The sequence below is a fragment of the Methylophaga sp. UBA2689 genome (assembly GCA_002354555.1).
In the GTDB taxonomy this organism is placed as follows: Bacteria; Pseudomonadota; Gammaproteobacteria; order Nitrosococcales; family Methylophagaceae; genus Methylophaga.
In genome coordinates this window covers 17,746-39,117 of record DELT01000101.1, presented here as the reverse complement: position 1 = coordinate 39,117, position 21,372 = coordinate 17,746, and the positions used below count along the sequence as shown (strand labels likewise).

Below are 21,372 nucleotides of genomic sequence, written 5' to 3'. Positions count from 1 at the left end.
CACTGATGACCAGTCATTTCTGGTGTTTTTAATTTAGACCAGGTCGGCAATAAATAAAAGACATAAGTATTTATGGTCGGCATAAATAAAATTTATAATTTAAGCTTCAGCTAGCATTTAATGACAATACAAGCTGGAGTGGCCGGATAGGTACCTAGTTTGAGCTGGATGGCTTTTTTAGTGGATTAGCCGAAGGAGAGATTTAATAATATTCCGTGAGGTGATACTCAGGAAAAAGGCGATATTTCTATCGGTTTTTTGGAAGTGAAGATTTCGTTTAATTCTGCTGATGGCGTTAATAATCCTGGTAATCAGGGAGAGAGCTGGAATGTGGTCCTCGTGACTTGATTCAAGCCCTAATACTCCCAGCTACGATAAAGCTCGTTCTTTTCCTTCATATCTTCGTAAAGCCAGACCATTCGGTCCAGGTACCAGCTCTTGCCAAGATAAGCCAATGCAACACCTAACACAGCGCCCCATACCGAGAAATAGACAGTCGCCCAGATCGATAACAACACGCCTACAAACGATATTCCATTAAGAATCGCGTGTAGCGGAGTGTTATGGTTACCCGGTATCGGAACAATATCCCGGTTTAAAAAAACACGCTCTCCCAGAACAGCCTTTGATGCCCAGTTTTTGGTAGATTTAGGCTTTTTGAAAAGGATTGGATTGAAAAATAGCCACAGAAGCGATGCCAGTCCTGGCACCAAACACCACCAGCCAATCCACTCTCTACTCCAGAACGCGAGAACGATAACAGGAAGCACAGAATATCGGGTCCAGACACTGATTGGATTCGCATGTCGCATCCAGTTGTCATCATCAAGCTTAAAAAGCCCGGCAATCTTGCGTTCTAATGTCATTTCACATTACCGATAGGTTAATCACCCGGTTCGAGTAAAATAGCTAGCATTTGAAGATCCTTGATTTCAAGGTCCTTTCTCTAAAACTAACAGCCCCGAAACAGCCATGCATGAATGAGCTTGGTATAGCGCGGCATCACCACATAGACCATCAGCAAAACCGCAATACCGGTGATGATCAAGGTATCCAGATAATGATTATCAGGCAGTCCCAGCTTGTGAAGTGGTGGCAGCAAAAACGGCAATAGCAACACCAGCGGATAGATAGCTGACCAGGTAACCAAAGCCTGTTTCCAACGAACCGGCGTTTTAGTATTTGCTTGCTCCGGGGTAAACCAGAAATCCAACCCGCTATTAATATAAAAATCGTCGCCTTTCACCAACAATGGCGATACTTTGGCGATCAACTCATTGCGTTTGGCAGACTCCATCCAGCCACGTAAATGTGACTGGGTATCGAAGCGAATAATAATCGTATATGTTTCAGTCAACCCGGCGATCGGCCGAATCACGTTCAGATCCAGATGCCCCGGCGAGCTTTTACAATGTGGGGAAATTTCATTTAACCATTCTTCGTATTCGGCATGTTTATCCTTATCCACCTGATGGGTAATAACTGCCGTCGCGCCTTCGGTTATAGGGTCCAGACGATTTTGTTGCATTGCTCACTTCCTAAACATCTAGTACATCAAGGGAAGGCTACCCTCCCCTTTGATTTCATTAGTCTTACTTATTACGTGCATTCCGCACTAAAAAAGAATTACCGGTGCCACGTTTTAATTCAAATAAATCAATCGCTTTAAACAAGCTGCTGAGATTCTTAAAGCCATAATTCCGGGTATCAAACGAGGTCTTGTTAGAAATATTTGATCCAACAGGACCAAGCGCTGCCCAGCCGTCTTCATCTTCGGTTGCCTCAATGGCCTGCCGCAGCAAATGAATCAGTTTGGTATCGGATTTAATGTTCTTGGGCTTAACCGTTGTTTTTGTGACTTCTTTTTCTTGATCCAGAAACAGAAACTTAGAGCACGCATTAACAAATGCCGACGGTGTTTTCCGTTCGCCGAACCCCAACACAACCTTGCCTTCAGCCAAAGCTCGAGTCACCATCGGCGTAAAATCACAATCGGATGACACAAAACACATCACATCAATCTGCTTGGTATACATCACATCCATCGCATCAATAACCAATGCGATATCTGACGCATTTTTCCCCTTGGTTAAATCATATTGCTGGATAGGTTGAATAGCATATTCATGCAACAGATCTTCCCAAGCCTTGAGCGTGGGTGACTTCCAGTTGCCATAGGCCTTACGAATAGTCACCACACCATAGTTTGCGACTTCGCTCAGAACATCTTCAAACTTACTCGCGGGCGCATTATCAGCATCAATAAATAATGCGATTTTCTGTTTTAGTTCATCCATGTTTGCACCTCAAGCGAATATAGATTTGTAGATGATTAGCTATCTATTGATATTAGATTTCTATGACGACTTTATCACTGATGGCTGGATTTATTTCAATTGACTCTGACCCCTTTGGTCCCCTTTTCCATTCAAAAATAGATCAAGTTGACTGACATCTTTATGATTTCCATGCCATAATCGAAAAAAAGCGTTCCCTTTTATTTAGCCATCAACATCTTCTGATATTTGTGACTGAAGATAAGAGTATTGCCGCTCGAACTGTATTAATGAGTTCGTAATTTCAGGGTCACCAATACGTTTCTCTGCGTCCCTAAGTTGCTGCATAGAATCATCAAATACACTTGAATCATTAGTCTTTTTGTATATTTCTAAACCAACATCACAATAAGTTTTTAATATATTTTTGTTATTTTTATATCGATCAATAGCCTTCACTGCTTTTTCCCTTGCCATCTCAAGAATAGCTATGCGATCTTCACTAAGTATCCCACTAGCCTTTTCAGCCCGAGCCAATAAAAGAACAATTTTAAATCTCTCAAGAGGCCCATCGGTTCTGAAATCATTTTCAAACAATCTAATTTCTGTTTCTGCTTTTTCCAGCTCATTTACATCAATTAAATAACGTATTAGCCGATGCCTAGGAACACGCTCTCCTGGAGCTTTTGAAATCATCTTTCTTAAAAGCTTATTTCTCATGTGCTTATCTGGGAAACGGCTTATACCTACATCAAATGAGCATAATTGTTTTATTGTTCTAATTTCTACATCGTAGGTTGGAATTATATTGTCGATGACGAGTTCAAATAATTTAAAGTATTCCGCTTCATCAGACATTTTGTACTTGGCAATAATGTCAGTGATTACGGGATGCCGTCCGCGCCAGCCATATATTCCTTCGCGTTCGCTTATCGTATATTCGTGAATAATGTCAACCAAGTTTACAAGAGAAGCTGATACCGCCTGAGAGGATATTCCTAGAAGTCTTATTACTAGTTGTCTATGAACATTTACACCAGCGCTTTCCATTGCCGATACTAGTCTGTATATATTTTGCAAATTTTCATCTAACTCGGCGTATTCCCTCAGAACAATATCGTCAAATTGCTCTGAAGCAAAGATGTTCTTTAAACATACAAATGTATCCGACTCACACTTTGCAACAAGCCTTCTCTTACGCTCTGTTCTTGAGAATCCTGAGAAACTGTTTTCGATTAAAGGTTGTAATTCAGCATGAGACTCTACTAGGGATAAAAGACCTTCAACTTCAACTTCTTCCAATTTCTTTAATATAAAATCCTTCCCTTTGAGAAACATATTCGGAGTTTTAATTCTTGGATACCAATGATTTCTTGTGGATGTAACAAGAATTTTCAGATGAAAATTTTCATCTGTAGACAGTAAATCAATTAAATTATTTATTTCAAATAAATGATTATGAGCATCATCAACAAACAGTATTCCCCGCTCTTTCCTATCCTTTAAAATATTTGCAACTGAACGCCACTCTTCGAAAAGTAATTTGTGAATTCCCTTGTGCTCCCAACAGTGATACCCAACATCTTTAAGCCTGAGTACTACCATCCTAGCTGAGGTACTTTTACCCATCCCGCTTGCGCCCAATAGACAATTTATTAATTTGGAATCATCATTGATTGAAGATTCCAGTTTTTTAATAATTGTTCGGTCAAAAGTTAATTGTGCTTTTATATCTGAATATGTCGCTGGCCATCCCTGAAACATTGCACTTACATTTTTATCAATATTTCTTAATTCGTCTTCAACCTTTAGCGTTACTGGCTGAAGAGCACTGTAATTATCTAGAGGGTCACCGGTAGATTGATAAACAAGAGAGCTAGGAGCTGATTTCTTTCGCAACTCAATAAAAAAGTCATCAACACTTCCAAAAGCAACTTTAACCCCTCTGCGCTCAAGCAGAAGAGCTCTATCTTCATCTTGTGTGTATAACAATAAGTTGATGGTGGCCGGAGAGTATGACTTATTGTTATTTGAAATAGCTCTATCGACAATTTCTTTAATATGCGGGTCTGCGAGAGAATAGCCAATAATTACTATACTTCCACCATTAAGATCGTTCTTAAATGCATCCCACAAGAACTCTCTATATTCAGAAGTATTATCATAGTCAGCTTCGGATATTATTATCCTACTTTGATTTCCGTCTGAAACATCCTTATCAATACATCCATGCAATTTATATAACTTGGTTGCCTCTGGGTATTTTTGTTCTCTAAAATCATAATTCGAGGATATAACTGATAAAGGTTTCCCTTTCTTTTCATATGACTGCTCAACCAGTTTATCGTAGTTAGTGGTGTAGATATTTCTCCAACTGTAGAGCGGCAAATTCAACATAGAGCCTGTAACGTTAATTTTGCCAAACATTGTCCTTAAACAACCTATTAATTCTTTTCTGGATCTTCTTGTTTCGGTGAGACTAGCAATTTCAGTTAATGAGAATCCCTCAGTATTAATATTAAAATCATGACCAACCCGCTCAATAATTTTTTTGACGCTGGGCGCTCCCGACGGTATAGATGATCCGGAACCGAAAAACAATACTGTAGTTACAGGGTCAATCGCTTCAATCATGTTTGATAAAGAAATGCTCATATAAATCCTATTTTAAAATTCAAGGGGACAGCCAACTTGATTTCTATTTCTCTAATCCATTTAAAAAATAATTTAGAGTCAGTCTAAAAACTCAAATTGGTTAGTTCTACAATGCCCCTAAGTAATTTAGTGTCAGTGTAAAAACTAAAAATTTGTTAGTTTTTAAATTCGCTCCAAATATGCTCAGGCCTACATGGAACAAATTTGACCGCCTTTTTTTAAATTGGTGTATGACTCACCTCTTTTACTATGTACCTTTTAATTATGTCATTCGGCGTAATTACTGCATCTGCTTTTAGATAAAGAAGCCCTTCATTGCCTCTGTTATTCTCGTGCTGAGACCACGTTATCAATTCTCTTTGAGCCTCTGGACTCTTTAAGCTGATATTAAAAGAGATGGTTCGTGCTTCTAACCTGTCAAAAAAACGACCCCAGCCCGTTATATTGTTGTATTTGGTTACGTTCCCAATAATTTGATGCGGAGCAGGTACCGTATGAGGCAGTAAATAAAGAGCTGTATCAGAATCAAAAGAAACAATCTTTTCTCCACGCGGTTTTGTAACATCCATTACCATCACAGGTTCTTTTCGAATAGGTCTATGCATATCCGATAGAGGAGATTCAAGAACAGCAGGTAGTTCTTCTATAGTTGGCTCTATGCGCCGAGCTAATTGCCTAGACATTTGATCATTTTGCGAAATTTTGCCCACTGCCTCATTGAAGGAGTATTTAACAAAATCATAAAAAACGCCTCCGGAGATTGCTCCTGCAACCCAAATCACAGCCTCATATGTGAAGCTCCCTCTTTTGGGAGTATTGATATAAAACTCTGCGCCATGGGCTGCTTCACCGTGGGACCTAACCTCACCGTTTAAATATGCATGAGTAACTATAGACGTTGCTCTAGCGATACCACTTAGTGCAACAGAAGCGTTATATAAATCCAACCTGCCAGTGTCAGCAGTACCATGTTGATATCGAAATTTAACTTTTAGCTCAGCCAAAACTCATCCCTTTTTAGGGATACTCTCAGTTTCACCAAAATATAGAAGCATGCTAATGGTGAGGTTGACCCTTATTAGGCTACGGACTTTTAATGCGAGACAAGTCAAAACTTTCCAACATCGGTGGTTGGTTTTGTAGTGATTTATTCTATGTATTTGGATGATGTTCTCAATAAAAGAAGCTTGTCCAAATAACACTCGATAAATCAAGCTGGATTTATTTGATGTTGTTTGGGACAGTGTGTTTTCCATAACCTGATTTCCATTTTTCCAATCCATTGCGGATGTAGTAGGTCGAATATTTCACAGATTTGAATGGCTGGCAAATTCAGTAAGTTATTAGGAGTTGATTAATCAGATTTAGTTGCTCTATCGGATGCTTAGCGAACAGGTAATATTGGCTCTGGTTCATAAAGTGGAAAAAGAGTAATCCGCTATCAATTACCTTCACTACCATCCAGAAAATTAATCACCCGATTTAATCGTTCATTGTGAATTTCATGGCTGCTGTCCATAAAAGGGTGGGCATAATTCGAGCCGATATAAACATTCGCCCCTTTTTGTTCAGCCTGCTCTCTAAACTCAGAGGTCATGTCGGGGCCAAGAACAGAATCCTTTTCGCCCGTTATGACCAAGATATTTTTCGCATCATCTGGAATATTTTCTACGGGATCAATACGCTCTGGACAGCCGTGAGGTGACAATCTGCTTGGGCTGGAGTCAATCACTGCGCGATCATACTGCGCTCCACTTCCGATTACATTTGCCATAACCGCACCGCCAAGTGAAATCCCATAAAGCAGTTGTTTCTCATACTGTGTGTTCAGATGAGCCACTAATTCTTTGTAATCTTCGATGATGGCGTTAATTCTGCGTTTGCCTTGTGACTCGCCGTAGCCACGGTAATCATAGATATAGATATCGTAACCCCGCTGAGAGAACCGCTCTAAAGCCGTAATCATCAGGTCGGCTATCATGGCATTACCCATCGCCACCAGAATGTAGCCTTCAGGTTCCATTGCCAGGCCGTTTTCATCTTGTGCCTGATATTTGTAACCCTTTAGAACTTTGTCATCAGCGGTAGTAAATTCTGTTCTCTGAATAAGGTCGTTTCCGGCAACTCTGGACGCATCAGGATTCGGAGCCATCGAACTCCACATGGTAAAAACCAACCGCTCTTTGAACCATCCACATACAGTCGCTTCACGATCAGCTGAAAATGCGAAATTTGGCAGGACAAGCAATAAAACAGATAAATATGTTTTGAGGTTAACCATATGATTCATCCTCCTTTAGTCTGGTAACTCCGGCTCTGGTTTTAGAAACGGTGCTGGATCAACCGGCCCGCCTGAATAAATACCAAAATGAAGATGCGGTGGCGTGGTAATAGCATTGCCGGTGTTGCCGACATATCCAAGTATGTCGCCTCTTTTAACCCTGTCGCCGGATTCAACAGCGAATGAATCCAGATGGGCGTAATAATAACGAGCACTGCCGAATCCAATCATGCTGCCTGATAGCCAGACGTGTTCGCCGCCTCTGGCACTTGTACCGGTTCGAACATAGCCATCAATCACTGCGGTTACGGGTGTTCCCTTTTCTGCAAAGATATCCACGCCATGATGCTTTCGGGCACCGCCATCACGATCAACACCAAAGAAGCTGCCTATTTCACGCTGTGCTGCGCCTTCTACCGGGAACGATAATGAACCGCCATTAGCCATTGCCAATAAATATTCGGCACTGGCAAATAACTCTGGTTGGAGAACAATGCGGTAATCGCCAGCTTTGGAGACAACCTGACTATTAGTGGAGTCATCTGCATCCAGTTCTGTAACAGTTGACCATTCTTGAGCATTTTTTTCGCGCCGCTCCAGGCTGGCGTAAAGCCTACTTTCAGCACTATCCAGTCGTGAGAACTCCCATATCAGCTTTTCGCCTCGCTCAAGCGTCACCTGATAAACATGTGCCTCAACTTCATCACTGGCAAAGAATTCGGTTGTGCGGTACTGGCGACCAGCTTGTACTGGCTGTTCACCTGCAAGATCCACAGCTTCTGCCCAACGCTGCCCCAATGGGCTATCTAACAATCCAGTCACTCGCAAACGCCAGATAAAAATATCTCTTGGTGACCAGCCAAGAATATCGAAAGCAACGTATCGGACTGCGTTTTCACTGCTTTCTATTGCATTCTGTCGCAGGTCATCACGCATTGTGAGAAGAACGACGAGTAACACTAGCACGCTAAACAGAACCCAGGATCGTTTGATTCGTTTCTTTGGATTTAGTTGAGACTGATCAACGCTTTCGTTTTCTGTCTGGGCATTGTCAGGCTCAGGCGTTTGCTCGTTATCAGTTTGTTTGGACGGATCACTCATACCAACGTTCATCTCTTTAATAGATTATTGATATGACCACTCTAAGGTGGAAAGCTCGTAGGCGATATGATTGAGGTTAAATTGATTCCATTCACAAGGATTACGAGAGGATGTAAGGAAACGGCTTCGGCTGATTGGTTTTGATGGTTATGCAGCAGTTAGTTCGACCTTGTGAACTCTATCGAGCTTGATACTCTTGCCCGCCTGCCAAAGGTCATAGGTATCTTGCATGGCAAGCCAACTTTGAGGAGTTCGGCCAAGCGATTTTGAAAGGCGCAGTGCCATTTCGGGGCTTACTCCGCTCTGCTGCTTTAAAACTCGATTTAAAGTAGACGGAGATACATCCAGTTGCTCGGCAAGATAGCGACAACTCAGCCCGTAAGGCTCCATATACGTTGCCATGATGAACTCACCAGGATGTGGAGGGTTGGCATAGTCATTTTTACGTGGGGCGTTCTGAAAATTGAGGTAAATCATCATGAATGTCATCCCATGCGGCTTTACTCGCGACAAAAATATGGCATGCCTTTTCTATTGCGATGTCATCATCCAAAGTTCCTACTCGAAGCCGCAAAATTTCCGGCATAGAGATACGCTGACTGTATATTGGGGAACCACACGTTTCACAGAAAAAGCGCTTGGCATCTTCTGACGAAGAATAACTACGTAAAAGATTCTCCCCTACCAACAAATTGAAATCAGAGGCCTTAACTGGAGCATTTAATGCGAAAGCGGATCCATTAGACTTCCGGCAGATACTGCAGTGGCAGAACATTGCGGGGCTCAGCTCACCATCAATCTCGTAGCGGATACCACCGCAGAGACAACTTCCTTTTAAACTCATAATATTTCTCTTTTAAATACTCAAAAGCATATTGAGGTAGCCATTGTCCTCATAATAATTATTGCCACTCAATCTTTAACTATTTATGTGATTGAGCACAGTCACGCAAATAGAGATTAATAAGGCTCTGATAAGGGAAGTTCTTCTCTTCAGCGAGATTCTTGAAATACTCCACGGTATCTTCATCAAGTCTTTGACTGATTGAAGTAGCTTGTTACCAAGCTCTTCCGCGCTTAAGGTTTCATTACTCATTTTCAATAAATTTAAGGTCTGTTTAAAAACTCGAGTATAGAGTCATTGTTAAGCCGTTGCTTATGCCCCATGCCCGATTTCTGATACAGCACTCCACGGACGAATATGCTTCAACTTATCCTCCAATGCATCTGCCGCAATCTCAGTGTCGTATGCAGCCTGAGCTCGCAACCAGTAGCCATTAGATAAACCAAAAAAGCGACAAAGTCGCAGGTCTGTGTCTGCCGTTATAGAACGGTTTCCAGCAATAATCTGGCCGATTCTCTGAGCAGGAACCCCAATTTCTTTAGCTAGGCGATATTGAGAGATTCCCATTGGCTTAAGAAACTCCTCTTTCAGTAATTCGCCTGGCGTTACAGCTTCAATGTTTCGCATTGCTTACCTCCAAGGGTCTGTTTAACTTTCATAGCCGCCTCTGTTGAGACTGAAAATATACCAATTAAGGCGCGAGAAATGCAGTTTAGTATCGCTAAATAAATGACGAGCAACGCCGAGTGGTAGATTTTCAGCCTCAACCCGGAGGGCTGGAGCTATTTTTCCGCTCTACGGTGTTGGAAATGACTTATGTAGAACAACTACATCGCATCATTTCCGCCTTGAATAACGAAAAAATAGCCTCCAGCAGTGGGGGCTCTGAAAGATAAGCAGACCCTAGTTAATCAACAATTTCGACATCTTCCGCACCGGCATTACTCCAGCGGAAGCAAACCCGGAACTGCCTGTTGATCCGAATGCTGTACTGACCCTGGCGATCACCATGCAATGGCTCCAACATATTACCGGGCGGTACTTTTAGATCATCGAGCAGGCTTGCAGCCTGAAGTTGCCGAAATTTCCTCAAGGCAACGCGCTCGAAACTGACAAAGCGTCTGACACGGCGACCGCTTGCCAGCTTCTCAGTATCCTTACACTTGTACGATATGATCATGAGACAATAGTAACGGACAACGTTATTAACGTAAAGCGTTACTATGCTAGAATTTTGGCACAACAAAAACTTTTCGCTTATTCTGTGTCTAACCAAACGTAATTTATTGGTATTTAGTTGATGACAAAATCACAGTCTCTTTTTCATTATTTGCTTATCGGCTTGTTTATGCTGTCGATGCTGCTGCCTGCTGCGCATGCAGATAATAATGATATGGCTGTGCATCATGAAATGAGCGAGCAAGGGCATGAAGGGCATGATTGTCATTCCGCTGCTGAACCTCAAGTAAAACACGATGCTAATTCGCATTGCGCCAGTGACCATTGTCAGTGTGCCGCTGCGAATTGCCATGCTTCCGGTGTGTTAGTTTTTCAACCTGTTTTTATGGCTTCGCTCTATTCTCAAAGCCGCTTGACCATTGCTGCCGAGCAGCTTGTTAGCCAATCTCCCACCAAACTAGAACGCCCTCCCCGCAGCTAATCCTCTTTTCTGTTTGGTATCTCTGATACCTACCCGAATTAACTGAGGATAGATCTCATGAAACAAGTTAGTCGCTGGCTGATGCTGTTATCAGCCGCAATATTCCATACCGCTGCCATTGCTGGCGTTACGGAATACACACTGGTCATAGACCGTGAACCGGTCAATATCACTGGTAAAACCGTTGAACGCATTACCTTAAATGGTGGCATTCCGGGCCCGATCATGGAGTTCACCGAAGGGGATGAAGCGGTTATCCATGTGGTGAACAAACTTGATGAGCCCACTTCGGTTCATTGGCACGGATTACTGCTGCCCCCTGAAATGGACGGTGTCCCAGGTCTGGGTGGTTATGACGCTATCAAACCCGGTGAAACCTTTACCTATCGTTTTCCGCTTCGCCAAAATGGCACCTACTGGTATCACGCCCATAGTCAGTTGCAGGAACAGGACGGTCATTATGGCGCGTTGGTGATTTACCCCAAGGACGAGCCGGTGGTTCAAGCCGACCATGATTATGTGGTGTTACTGTCGGATTTCAGCAATGAAACCGGTCAGCAAATTCTAGCTAACATCAAAAAAAGCCCGCATTACTACAATTATTCACAACGTACTGTCGGCGACTTTTTTAGTGAAGTACGCGAGCACGGTTTAGCTTCGGCCTGGCAGGATGTCCGCCCCTGGGGTCAGATGCGAATGTCACCGACCGATTTGGCGGATGTTCGTTACGATGCGTTTCTGGTGAATGGGCAAACCAATGAGCAGAACTGGACCGGGCTTTTTAAAGCGGGTGAACGTGTTCGATTACGTTTTATCAATGCCTCGGCCATGTCGATGTATGACGTGCGAATTCCGGGTTTGCAAATGACCGTGATTCAGGCCGATGGGCAATATATAGAGCCGGTCACCGTGGATGAATTCCGCTTTGCCGTGGCCGAAACCTACGATGTGATTGTCACACCACAGGCTGATCAGGCCTACACCATTGCGGCTGAATCTATTGATCGTACCGGCTTTGCTCTGGGCACCTTAGCACCACGAGCTGGTATGAAAGGTCTGGTTCCAGACCATAGACCGCGTTCTTTATTAACCATGGCCGATATGGGTCATAACATGGATCACGGCGATCATCAGATGAGCCAATCATCTGAGTCAACGGATCATAGTGGACACGATATGCATGGAGCTGATCATCAGGCCATGCAGCAAGATGAACCAGCCGAAATGAAAAGTGGCTGGGCCGATGCCAGTACACCAGAAGGTCATAAAGCACTGGAATATAGTGATTTAAGAGCACTTGGTACACAAACCGATCTGCGTCCTGCCGAACGGGAAATTGTGGTGACACTGGGCGGTACGATGGAGCGGTTTATCTGGACGTTAAATGGCCATAAGTTCGGCGACCCGGGGTTTGAACCCATCAAACTTAATTATGGCGAACGGGTCCGGCTGATCTTTAAAAATGAAACCATGATGGCGCATCCAATGCATCTGCATGGCATGTTTGTGCAGCTGGAAAATGGTCAACCGGGTGAAAAATTACCCAACAAACACACGGTTAATGTTGCGCCAGGCACCGAATATTCCGTGCTACTGACGGCTGATGAACCGGGGGAATGGGCGTTTCACTGTCACCTGCTCTATCACATGTCTGCTGGCATGATGTCTACGGTGGTGGTTGCTGAATATGACGAAGAGGATTTGCCCGCCACTCAACCAGCTCAACACGATATGGGAGGTCATCATGATCATCACTAAAACCAATGTGTTTTTATCCATCGTGTTGAGCCTGTTTATCTCCAGCAGCCATGCCGATGAAAATTATGATGGCCATGGACACGAGCATGAATCACAACTCTTCCATGCCTTATGGTTTGAAGCCCAACATGGTGGTGGCAGTGAAGGTGATAAATCGCATATTGAATGGGATGGCTGGATCGGCGGGGACTATCACAAACTCTGGCTTAAAGGTGAACTGGAAGGTCACAAAGGCAAGTTGGAACAAAGTGAAATCTGGGCGTTGTATAGCCGTAATGTGCATGATTTTTGGGATGCCCAACTGGGTCTACGTGTGGATACCCAACCTGAATCCACTCGGTATTTAACGCTGGGTTTTAATGGTCTGGCACCGTATCTGTTTGAAACACAGGCTCATCTGTTTATCAGTGATTATGGTGATGTCAGTGCCCGCTTGAAACAGAAAAACCATCTTTTGTTCACCCAGCGTTTTGGCTTTGAACCCTATTATCAACTGGATTTCACTGCTCAGAATGTGGAGCGCCAGGAATTAGGGCGAGGCTTAAGTGAAGGCGAAATCGGCGTCAAACTGTTTTATGAAATCACTCGTAAGGTCGTGCCTTATCTGGATCTAAAATACGAACGCAAATTCGGCCGAACGGCGTCCATTGCCAGAAATGCCGATGAAAGTGAAGAAGACTGGATTGCTTCGGTAGGCATCAAACTGCTTTTTTAATTCGTTCATTAAGTCAAAAACTGCTTCCCACGCTCTGCGTGGGAACGCCATTCTAATCTCACCATTTCTTATGATTGACCTAAATTGAAGCCTAATTAATAAACTTGCTCTAAATTTGGGCAAAATCATTGCGTTCGTTTAATGCCGTTTGAATCACCAAAATTCTTAGTTTCAGCTCAAAGCTGTTGGTATTACTGGTTTACGTTTTTCAGTTTGGTCATAAAACCAATCTAAAACTTGAACGGTGCATTTTTTGCTTATACATCAGATTATTAGACTTAACAGGTGTATGCATTATGTTCAGTCAATCTGCTATATTTGATGATGTGAATCAGCATGCCCATTCGCTACAAAACTGGCCGCAGGAATACACCCAGTTAAGCTCAGGAAGGTTTGAAGGTTTTCTGGAAGATATCCAGCTGGATTCTGTTCGGGTATTTCGTGAACGAATGAAACAAAAAGTGGTGCAGAACACTCACACGCCCACCGGAAAAATCAGTTTAATGATTCCTCATCATATGAATGCCAGTGATACCTCGGATCAGGCCCGTCAGATTATGGCCGATGGGGTGACCTTGCTTCCCTATGAAAGTGATTTCGCTTTTGTGGGCCCCGCAGAATTGGATTACAGCGTCATCGCCGTTGATCAACAACGTTTAAGTCAATTGCTTAGTTCTGAAACCTATTCACGTCTTATCGGGTTTAATAAAAGTCATGGAGTGAAAACGGATCCTTGTACGTTAACTCGGCTTCGTCATCACCTTGCCTTTTTTCTGCAGGAGTTATCGTCTATTTCCGAAAACCCAGCATTATCAGAGTACCAAATCCAGCAACAAATCAAAGCTATTGAAGATCAGATCATATTGATGGTATTAGCCATATACGACACAAAGGAAACCGGTATCAGTCATCCCAAAAGACTGGGCAATCAACATAACTATATTGTGCAACGCTGTCATGATTATGTGACGTCAAGCGAAGGCAGTTGTGCCAGCGTGGTGGATATTTGTGAGTCGTTACATATCCCGCATCGCACGCTGAATTACAGTTTTCATAAAGCCACCGGCACCTCACCGATGCAATATCTACGGGCTGTTAAACTGAATGCTGCTCGGCGTGAGTTATTGCAAACCGGCTTATCGATAACTGATATCGCCGCCAATTACGGCTTCTTTCATATGGGTTATTTTTCGCAGGAATATCGCCGCTTATTTGGCGAAACGCCGAGCATGACTCGTAAGCTTTATGCCTGATGTTCCGGTCTGCCAGTAGGCTAATCCAGCTAATATAAATATCAGACCACCCAAATATTGATCGGCCACCGAAGAAAGCTGCAGCCAATCTGGCAGATTGTTCATCATCATATGGTGATGGTGTGGTCCTGAATGAGTATCGCTATACATACTAGGAAACACCAACATCAACATTCCCCACACCACTAACGGCATGATCACGGTGAACAGTGTCAGGTTTTGCCAATAACTTGTTTGCTGATGCTTTCGTAACATCATTAAACACAAGGCTATACCGCTTAACGCCATCAGCCATTTCATTACGCTATATAACAATGCACTTTGCATAAATAGCGGATGCAACTCAGGTAACATCCACACCCAGGTTAATACGGCAAAACCGCCCATTAATAATGTGAACGGCCAATGTGATTCGACGACAGTATTTGCGACTGGGCGAGCTGATTGATGTTGCAAAGCACTGATCCATAATAATGGTGCAAGATGATGCACCATCACACTCTGGGCACTGTGCAACCAGATTGAATAGCGTGCCAAGGCGTCAAACCACGGTAGCATGCCGCTCAAAAACACCACATTTCCAACGATAAATAACAACGGTCGGCTGAGTATTTGATTGGTCAATGCCCATTGATGCAGCGTGATCACAAAGATCACGCTGCATAACAGATCGACTGCGGTCAGTAACATCGTATCAGCTTATTTAGAGCAACAACTGCTGGACGCAGATGCAGTATCAACACTATAACTATCCACATCTTTAGGAAGATCCATCGCCGGATTACCGTCAAAAAAGTTGTTGGGTTTTAATGAAAAGCCAACGTACTCCACCGGCATGATTGGAAAATCTTCAGGTTTACAGACATGGGTGTGGCCATAGGTATGCCAGACCACAATATCGGTGTTTTCTATCGGTCGATTTTTTGCTACATAGTATTGCAGACCATCGCCTTTATTCTGGTTGGGATACATGCCTGAGCAAAACATTTCATTTGGATCGTACGGCGTCACCCATAAATGCCTGCTGGCAAAACCGGCCCGTTTGCCAATATAACTATTGGGCCCAGCCAGCATCACCGGATTATGCTCTGCCACCAGTTTATAACTCGGCGGATTGCCCACTGAATTTTTCAGATTCGGGTTAATGATTTTCCAAAAACGCCCTGAAGCCCCATTGGCTTCACGGGTTGCTTCAAGTTCAGTTTTGAAAGTGGTTGTTTCAGTCTTAAATACATTGCCCCAGGGATTGGTTTCGCTATCCTGATCTGCTGGTGAAAAGTTGGTTTCGACCACGGAGTTATTTTCGCCATCCAACATCATATGTAGCCGGGCATTAAAGAAATGTTGATGTGTGGGTCCGTAAATCTCAGGGGTAACAATGCCGCCAAATTTGGGTTTATCACCGGGCACCATGCCACTGGTCTGGATAATGCCTGTTAATTTTGTTTCCTGCTGAATCGTGCCGTCCTGGTACAAATACCAGTAAAAGCCATAATCATAATTGCCCACGGTGCAGAAAAAGCTGATAACCAGACGTCGTGAGCGACGCATTTCATAAGTTTCGCTACGGAATTCGTAATGCTTCCATAAGGTGCCGTAATCCTCTTCATGCATACATACGGCATTTTTCATCAGAAACGGTAGCCCCTGATCATCCACAGCAGGAATATCAAAATAGCGAATGGACCCCAGACAATCACAACCGAGTTCGAGTTGGTTAGCCATTCGGCCCAGTCCGTATTCACCGCCATCAAAGGCACATTTCCAGTAATGATTCAGGGCAGTATCAGAATACGGCACCGCCATATCATTGATACTCGCCCGATAAATTATGGGCCGAACCCGTTCTCCATCTTTATAGCTGATTTGATTCAACACCAACCCTTCACGTGGGGTATACCCCACCCGGAATGACCAGTTTTGCCAGTCGACCTTCCAGCCATCTACCGAAAAACTCACGCCTTCCGGTTGCACGATATGTAACGGTTTCAGACCTTCTCGGGGTTTGCCTAGTGAAGGCGTATCGTAATTGCGTTTGGTTTTGGGCACCGGTGTATTAATACCGTCATCAATGATCTCAATAACCTTTTCTTCATTGAGATCAATAATCGCCATCAAGCCCTCAATCGGACGGGCATAGCCGTTATCAACAATCTCATCCCGCACAAACGCCACACCGCGCATCAATCGGCGGCCACGATATTTTTCATCATCGCCGTAATAACCAAATGACCAGGGATCAATTTGAATATTCTCAATATCTTTGTCGGTTAACCCACGACGTCTTACCGCCGCCAGGAAGCCTTCATCTGCCTGCACAATATCCACGCAGCTGAAAAACTCTTCAATCATTATCGGCGGCTGACCGCTGACTTCCGAGTCCAGCTGTTTCCACCCGGTAATCTGCTCAGCAATCAGATCGATTTTTGCTTCGTGGATTAATCCTGTCGCTTTATCCAGCACCACCGCAAAGGCTTTACGTGAAAAGGCTTTACCAGCCTCAAATGCCAGCACTTCGGCTTTGTCAGGCTCATCCAGTTGCAGATAGGGAAAACGACACGACGTGCTGAGTTGTTTCTCCTTTCTCAGCAGTAATGTGGCTTCAGCCAGCTCTTCAAGCGTCAGTGGATCTAACGGGTGGGTAGGTTTAATACCGGGTGTGGTTTCCGGTTTGTAGGATGTATGTAATTGAGTATTCATAGCGACCTCGATGGAATGACGTTTCTCAATCCATACTAGTCACTTCAAAAATCAGCAGTATCACAAACTGGCAAAAGTCGATTTAGTTAATTATGAAAAACTAAAAAATCTATTTCGATTTTTCCATGAGCCATGAAAAAACGTTGATTACAATGCTTTGAAAACAACAGACCCGTTTGTAAAACAGGCCTTATCAGGTCACCACGCGGTTGCGACCTTGTTTTTTTGCACGATACATATTGTCATCACTGCGTTTCATCCAATCACGCCAATTTTCGTTTGGCTGCAATGTGGCAATACCAAGACTGGTTGTCACGCTTCGATCCGGTAACAATTGCATCGATTCGATCTTCTTACGCAACTCCTCTGCCACCAGGAACCCCTCTTTTGCGTCAGTTTCATAAAGCAGGATCAGAAATTCCTCGCCCCCCAGACGAAAGACTTTGTCAGAGCGCCGAATACGCTTTTGCAGTAGTTTGCCAATACCTCGCAGAACATCATCACCAGCATCATGCCCCAACGTGTCATTAATCTTCTTGAAGTTATCCAGATCTAATGAAATCAACGTCATTGGAATCACATGACGCTCATACATTTGTACAGCTTGTTCCAGCGAGCCGTGTAACTGCACGCGGTTGGACAGCCCGGTTAACGAATCGGTCATGGCCAGGTCATGTAATTCATTTTGCTGGATACTGATCACCCGAACAAAAATCACGGCAAAGGCACTGACACAAAGCAATGTGGCGGTCGCCCTCGATGCCAGTTCGGCATCTAAAAACAACCATGACATTGGCAATGACATCGCCAGTAAAACAATGTTTGCTCCCCAGGCGTAACGTTCCGGCAACATGAAATAAAAGGAAATCACTGCCGGGTAACACCATAACAAACCAATCAGACCCTGCTGATAAATAGCGAAACCCAGGAAAATAACAATGATGGGTGCCAAGCCAATCAATATCAAAAAAGGATAATAGCGACCATGCCAACAGTTCCAGGCATTGATGGCCATAAGCAAGACCACGGACAATGATCCCGTTCCTAAAATATATTTTTCCTGAAAAAAGTTATAGAGTGAAAAAGGCATGAGAAAAACAAAGACCACCACCGCCACCCCGACAATGGTTTTCACCCGAATCGGTGATTCCTGTATCAAGGTCTTTGAATAAGTTGTCACTTAACGTAACTCGACATATTTATGATGTCTTAATACCATCAAAATGTTTGTTGTCCACATTACGACTACTCCGCATCATGTAGCTTCTGATTCTACTGATAAACGTGTCGGAATGTCCTTTTTCTAATACAAACTGAAACATTCGATGTGTTTAAAGTCATGAATCGAGTAATTGCTACATAATATGTCATATTCGATGATGAACATATCACCTACTCAAAGCAAAGGTGCAGACACGCATCAGGTTTGGTTGATGGAATAGTTTAGCCAGCCATCGCTCAACAGATGTTGAGCTCGTTTCCATGCTTCGTGTAAGGAACGCATAATTGCTGTTCCTAACTATTTATATCAATACAAAATGAGATTACTTGCTGGAAACCGCTACCGGTTGCTGACGATAAAACTGGCATAACAAACCATAAACTTTTGGCATCTTTTCCTTCATGATTTCAGGCGACTCAAAAAAGGCCTCACTGCATACAGCAAAAAATTCTGCTGGACTGGTTAACGCATAATCATCCACGGGTAATGACCGATGATGTTGCAAATCATTTTCCAATCGGTCCCATGCTGCGGTAAATATATCGTGCCATTCGCCAGGGCGCATATCAGGATGCATCGGCGGTGCTCCATTGGCGCCATCACGCAGCATATCGATCTTATGTGCCAACTCGTGAATGACCACATTACTAGCTTTTCCATGACGTGAATTTCCACCACTTTGGCAAATGGCCTGCCACGATAAAATTACCGGGCCGCGTTCCCAGGCTTCGCCACTCAGGCCAGGACTTCTGGGATGCACAACTCCGTCGTCAGTTCGATAAGGCCGATTTGGGACAAAGTCCCCTTCGTACAGAATGATGGTCTTCCAATGGTCATACCAGTGAAGACCAAGATGCAAAATAGGTACGCAAGCCATGGTTGCGAATTTCAGGCACATCCCGTCGGTAAATTGAAAATCAGCCCCAGAGAGCACGTTTTTCCGAGCAAGCAGGCGAAAAGTCATCTCTCGAAGGGCATCACGCTCAGCACCTTGATAACGTTCCATCACTGGCCAGTCGGCAATCGCTGACTCCCATTGGTCGGTGGTAAACCCCATCTTTTTAATACGCCGGGCTTCGATCCAGTCACGCAAACGCTTAAACATGTTTATGCCTCTCTGCTAACAAAGCAATTATCAGATTTAAAAAGCATAAATATGATGCAGGAATAAAGGGTCAGGTTATTTAAGATTTAAAATCTCAGTGAACTTTAAAAATCCGTGATAGAAAGTAAAGGCAATAACAAAAAGTGCTCCTATTACAATGAAAAAAATCATTGCTCTTTGTAACTTGTCTTTAAACTTTTTACCTTGCATAGTTTTTTCTGTCTATAAATAAAACGGTTTATGAGGTCTGGTAATGGTGTTTTTCTGAAGCTGTCACTTAGTTATTTGATAAGCGTTTTTTGGTGTTAGCGAGATGGTCATACAGCGAATCCAGTAATCTTTTGAATTCCGTCGATTGCTCACTTAGTTCCGTATTATTGACTGCCTCAGCCAGCAATTCATCTTTTTTTAGACATTTATCAAAAATAGCATTTTTTAAATCCGCTGAGAGTAACTTGGTAATTTTACCTCTCAACTCATCAACCAGTTCTTTATCGGAATCCGGTGAATCAGGAAATTCGTCCAGCTCTTTGACTAATTTTTGAAACGGCTCTATATAGCCTTCCCGTTCATTGGCAATTTCAAAAAGCTGATGATGAATATTTTCTTCCGTTAATATCTCACCCATTGCGCGGTAAAAGTCGGTTGTTTCTATGATTAATTTTAAAATTTCCTGAGCATCGGCCTGCTCATCAGTGCGTATTATCGACATATCAAACGGTTCCTGAGGTTGATGTTGGAATATCACCAACAATGGCTTCGATGGCTTTAGGGATGACTTCAAATTCTACAGGCGTTGTTGTTTTAAATTCACCATCAGCTTCTACCGATTTGGGTCTAGAGGTCTGAATACTGAATTTATCAGACGCTTTACGAACGATGCGGTCGGTAGTGTCCATAGCACCGATTCGTAATTTAGGTCCGAGCAACAAAAGTTGCCACCAGCGTTGTGGCTTGATGAAAAACAAATTTAGCTTTCCATCAAGCAACGTTGATCGTTGATCAACGATATTGCCACCACCATAAAACCGACCATTGCCTATCGCAAGATGAATCGCCCTTGTGGAGATTTGCCAATCATCTGTTTTAATGTGTACTTTAAAGCTTTTATTACGTTTTATCGCTTTAAAAAATGCACCAAGATAAGCAAACACGCCAAAGAACTTTTTACTGTCAGAGGTAAGTTCACGTGTGACATCAACACCTAAGCCTACATGCGCCACATTGATAAAAAAATGTTCGTTATTAATCTTAGCTAAACTAATCTGCTCGCGTTTTCCATCTACGATAACCTGGGCTGCCGCTAACAGAGGCTCTGGGACACCAATAGATCGTGCAAAATCATTGGCCGTTCCCATAGGGAAAATTGCCAAAGTGCGCTGACTTGTATGTAACGCTTCTAAAGCTGAACTAATGGTTCCATCACCACCGCCAATAATAACGATTCCGTCTTCACGATCATATTCTTCAATTAGCGAAACTAAATGGGCTTCGCTTTCAGACTCACAAACAGATACTTCGATGCCTGAGACTTCCATGAATCGTACAGCTTCTTCCAACGCATCAGCTTGCCCATTGCGGCTATGCGGATTAATAATTAACAATGCGTGCTGCAAGTATTTATTCCCCTGTTAAGGTAGCTTTATTAGTCAACTTCAAGAGGACTATAAGTATTTAATACGATCAGGTCGTTAACCCTAATCAAGATACCCGATGTACCAAACGGGGTCGCAAAATCTAGATGCCGCCTTGAGAATGTAGGAGGTGTTTATCTCTCATCTCCGCCTTTAATCTGACCTGAT

Annotated in this window: 22 protein-coding genes; 4 read left to right on the top strand and 18 right to left on the bottom strand. The window is 43.3% G+C overall.

Translation table 11 applies throughout. The annotated features are described in order from the left end of the window. Positions 1 to 356 precede the first annotated feature (356 nt). From B3M51_RS12900 to B3M51_RS12845, 12 genes are all read right to left on the bottom strand, one after another. Complete coding sequence (locus B3M51_RS12900) at positions 357 to 866, bottom strand: DUF6653 family protein (RefSeq protein ID WP_292759749.1); 510 nt, start codon at positions 864 to 866, stop codon at positions 357 to 359. Positions 867 to 952: 86 nt separating this feature from the next. Next, positions 953 to 1,528, bottom strand: coding sequence for an antibiotic biosynthesis monooxygenase (locus tag B3M51_RS12895; protein WP_292759747.1), 576 nt, complete (start codon positions 1,526 to 1,528; stop codon positions 953 to 955). 64 nt (positions 1,529 to 1,592) lie between these two features. Further along, entirely contained in the window at positions 1,593 to 2,297 is a 705-nt protein-coding gene (locus B3M51_RS12890; RefSeq protein ID WP_292479664.1) for an NYN domain-containing protein, read from the bottom strand. Positions 2,298 to 2,501: 204 nt separating this feature from the next. After that, positions 2,502 to 4,931, bottom strand: coding sequence for an SIR2 family NAD-dependent protein deacylase (locus tag B3M51_RS12885; RefSeq protein ID WP_292759745.1), 2,430 nt, complete (start codon positions 4,929 to 4,931; stop codon positions 2,502 to 2,504). Between the two features lie 218 nt (positions 4,932 to 5,149). Then, complete coding sequence (locus B3M51_RS12880) at positions 5,150 to 5,935, bottom strand: hypothetical protein (RefSeq protein ID WP_292362491.1); 786 nt, start codon at positions 5,933 to 5,935, stop codon at positions 5,150 to 5,152. 437 nt (positions 5,936 to 6,372) lie between these two features. After that, positions 6,373 to 7,083 (bottom strand): alpha/beta hydrolase, encoded by a 711-nt coding sequence (locus tag B3M51_RS12875; RefSeq protein WP_292759743.1) that lies wholly within the window; start codon positions 7,081 to 7,083, stop codon positions 6,373 to 6,375. A gap of 144 nt (positions 7,084 to 7,227) precedes the next feature. Continuing rightward, the gene (locus B3M51_RS12870; protein WP_292759741.1) at positions 7,228 to 8,313 is read right to left on the bottom strand and encodes a M23 family metallopeptidase; all 1,086 of its coding nucleotides are present in this window, start codon (positions 8,311 to 8,313) and stop codon (positions 7,228 to 7,230) included. Positions 8,314 to 8,460: 147 nt separating this feature from the next. Next, positions 8,461 to 8,793, bottom strand: a complete 333-nt coding sequence (locus tag B3M51_RS12865) for a HigA family addiction module antitoxin (RefSeq protein ID WP_292759739.1) — start codon at positions 8,791 to 8,793, stop codon at positions 8,461 to 8,463. Beyond that, complete coding sequence (locus tag B3M51_RS12860; RefSeq protein ID WP_292759737.1) at positions 8,756 to 9,157, bottom strand: GFA family protein; 402 nt, start codon at positions 9,155 to 9,157, stop codon at positions 8,756 to 8,758. The genes B3M51_RS12865 and B3M51_RS12860 overlap by 38 nt, the downstream gene beginning before the upstream one ends. 79 nt (positions 9,158 to 9,236) lie before the next feature. After that, the gene (locus tag B3M51_RS12855; RefSeq protein WP_292759735.1) at positions 9,237 to 9,332 is read right to left on the bottom strand and encodes a hypothetical protein; all 96 of its coding nucleotides are present in this window, start codon (positions 9,330 to 9,332) and stop codon (positions 9,237 to 9,239) included. A 137-nt stretch (positions 9,333 to 9,469) separates the two neighbouring features. Next, entirely contained in the window at positions 9,470 to 9,784 is a 315-nt protein-coding gene (locus B3M51_RS12850) for a HigA family addiction module antitoxin (RefSeq protein WP_292759733.1), read from the bottom strand. A 280-nt stretch (positions 9,785 to 10,064) separates the two neighbouring features. Next, positions 10,065 to 10,337, bottom strand: a complete 273-nt coding sequence (locus B3M51_RS12845; protein ID WP_292759731.1) for a type II toxin-antitoxin system RelE/ParE family toxin — start codon at positions 10,335 to 10,337, stop codon at positions 10,065 to 10,067. 120 nt (positions 10,338 to 10,457) lie between these two features. On the opposite strand from B3M51_RS12845, the gene B3M51_RS12840 reads away from it, so the two are divergent. From B3M51_RS12840 to B3M51_RS12825, 4 genes are all read left to right on the top strand, one after another. Then, positions 10,458 to 10,817, top strand: a complete 360-nt coding sequence (locus B3M51_RS12840; protein WP_292759729.1) for a hypothetical protein — start codon at positions 10,458 to 10,460, stop codon at positions 10,815 to 10,817. Between the two features lie 57 nt (positions 10,818 to 10,874). Further along, on the top strand, positions 10,875 to 12,575 hold the full coding sequence (locus tag B3M51_RS12835) for a copper resistance system multicopper oxidase (RefSeq protein ID WP_292759727.1): 1,701 nt from the start codon (positions 10,875 to 10,877) through the stop codon (positions 12,573 to 12,575). After that, entirely contained in the window at positions 12,562 to 13,290 is a 729-nt protein-coding gene (locus B3M51_RS12830) for a copper resistance protein B (RefSeq protein WP_292759725.1), read from the top strand. Before B3M51_RS12835 ends, B3M51_RS12830 begins: the two co-directional genes overlap by 14 nt. A 296-nt stretch (positions 13,291 to 13,586) precedes the next feature. Continuing rightward, the gene (locus tag B3M51_RS12825) at positions 13,587 to 14,543 is read left to right on the top strand and encodes a helix-turn-helix domain-containing protein (protein WP_292759723.1); all 957 of its coding nucleotides are present in this window, start codon (positions 13,587 to 13,589) and stop codon (positions 14,541 to 14,543) included. Here the strand turns inward: B3M51_RS12825 and B3M51_RS12820 are convergent. From B3M51_RS12820 to B3M51_RS12795, 6 genes are all read right to left on the bottom strand, one after another. After that, positions 14,499 to 15,233, bottom strand: a complete 735-nt coding sequence (locus tag B3M51_RS12820; protein ID WP_292759721.1) for a cytochrome c oxidase assembly protein — start codon at positions 15,231 to 15,233, stop codon at positions 14,499 to 14,501. The two genes, B3M51_RS12825 and B3M51_RS12820, sit on opposite strands and share 45 nt — an antisense overlap. A 9-nt stretch (positions 15,234 to 15,242) precedes the next feature. Next, a complete protein-coding gene (locus B3M51_RS12815; RefSeq protein ID WP_292759719.1) occupies positions 15,243 to 17,243 on the bottom strand; it encodes a primary-amine oxidase in 2,001 nt (666 codons plus the stop codon). A gap of 193 nt (positions 17,244 to 17,436) precedes the next feature. After that, complete coding sequence (locus B3M51_RS12810; RefSeq protein WP_292759717.1) at positions 17,437 to 18,423, bottom strand: GGDEF domain-containing protein; 987 nt, start codon at positions 18,421 to 18,423, stop codon at positions 17,437 to 17,439. Positions 18,424 to 18,787: 364 nt separating this feature from the next. Continuing rightward, the gene (locus B3M51_RS12805; RefSeq protein ID WP_292759715.1) at positions 18,788 to 19,570 is read right to left on the bottom strand and encodes a zinc-dependent peptidase; all 783 of its coding nucleotides are present in this window, start codon (positions 19,568 to 19,570) and stop codon (positions 18,788 to 18,790) included. Positions 19,571 to 19,847: 277 nt separating this feature from the next. Beyond that, a complete protein-coding gene (locus B3M51_RS12800; RefSeq protein WP_292479694.1) occupies positions 19,848 to 20,282 on the bottom strand; it encodes a hypothetical protein in 435 nt (144 codons plus the stop codon). Position 20,283: 1 nt separating this feature from the next. Beyond that, positions 20,284 to 21,186 (bottom strand): lipid kinase, encoded by a 903-nt coding sequence (locus B3M51_RS12795; protein WP_292759713.1) that lies wholly within the window; start codon positions 21,184 to 21,186, stop codon positions 20,284 to 20,286. Between the last annotated feature and the right edge of the window lie 186 nt (positions 21,187 to 21,372).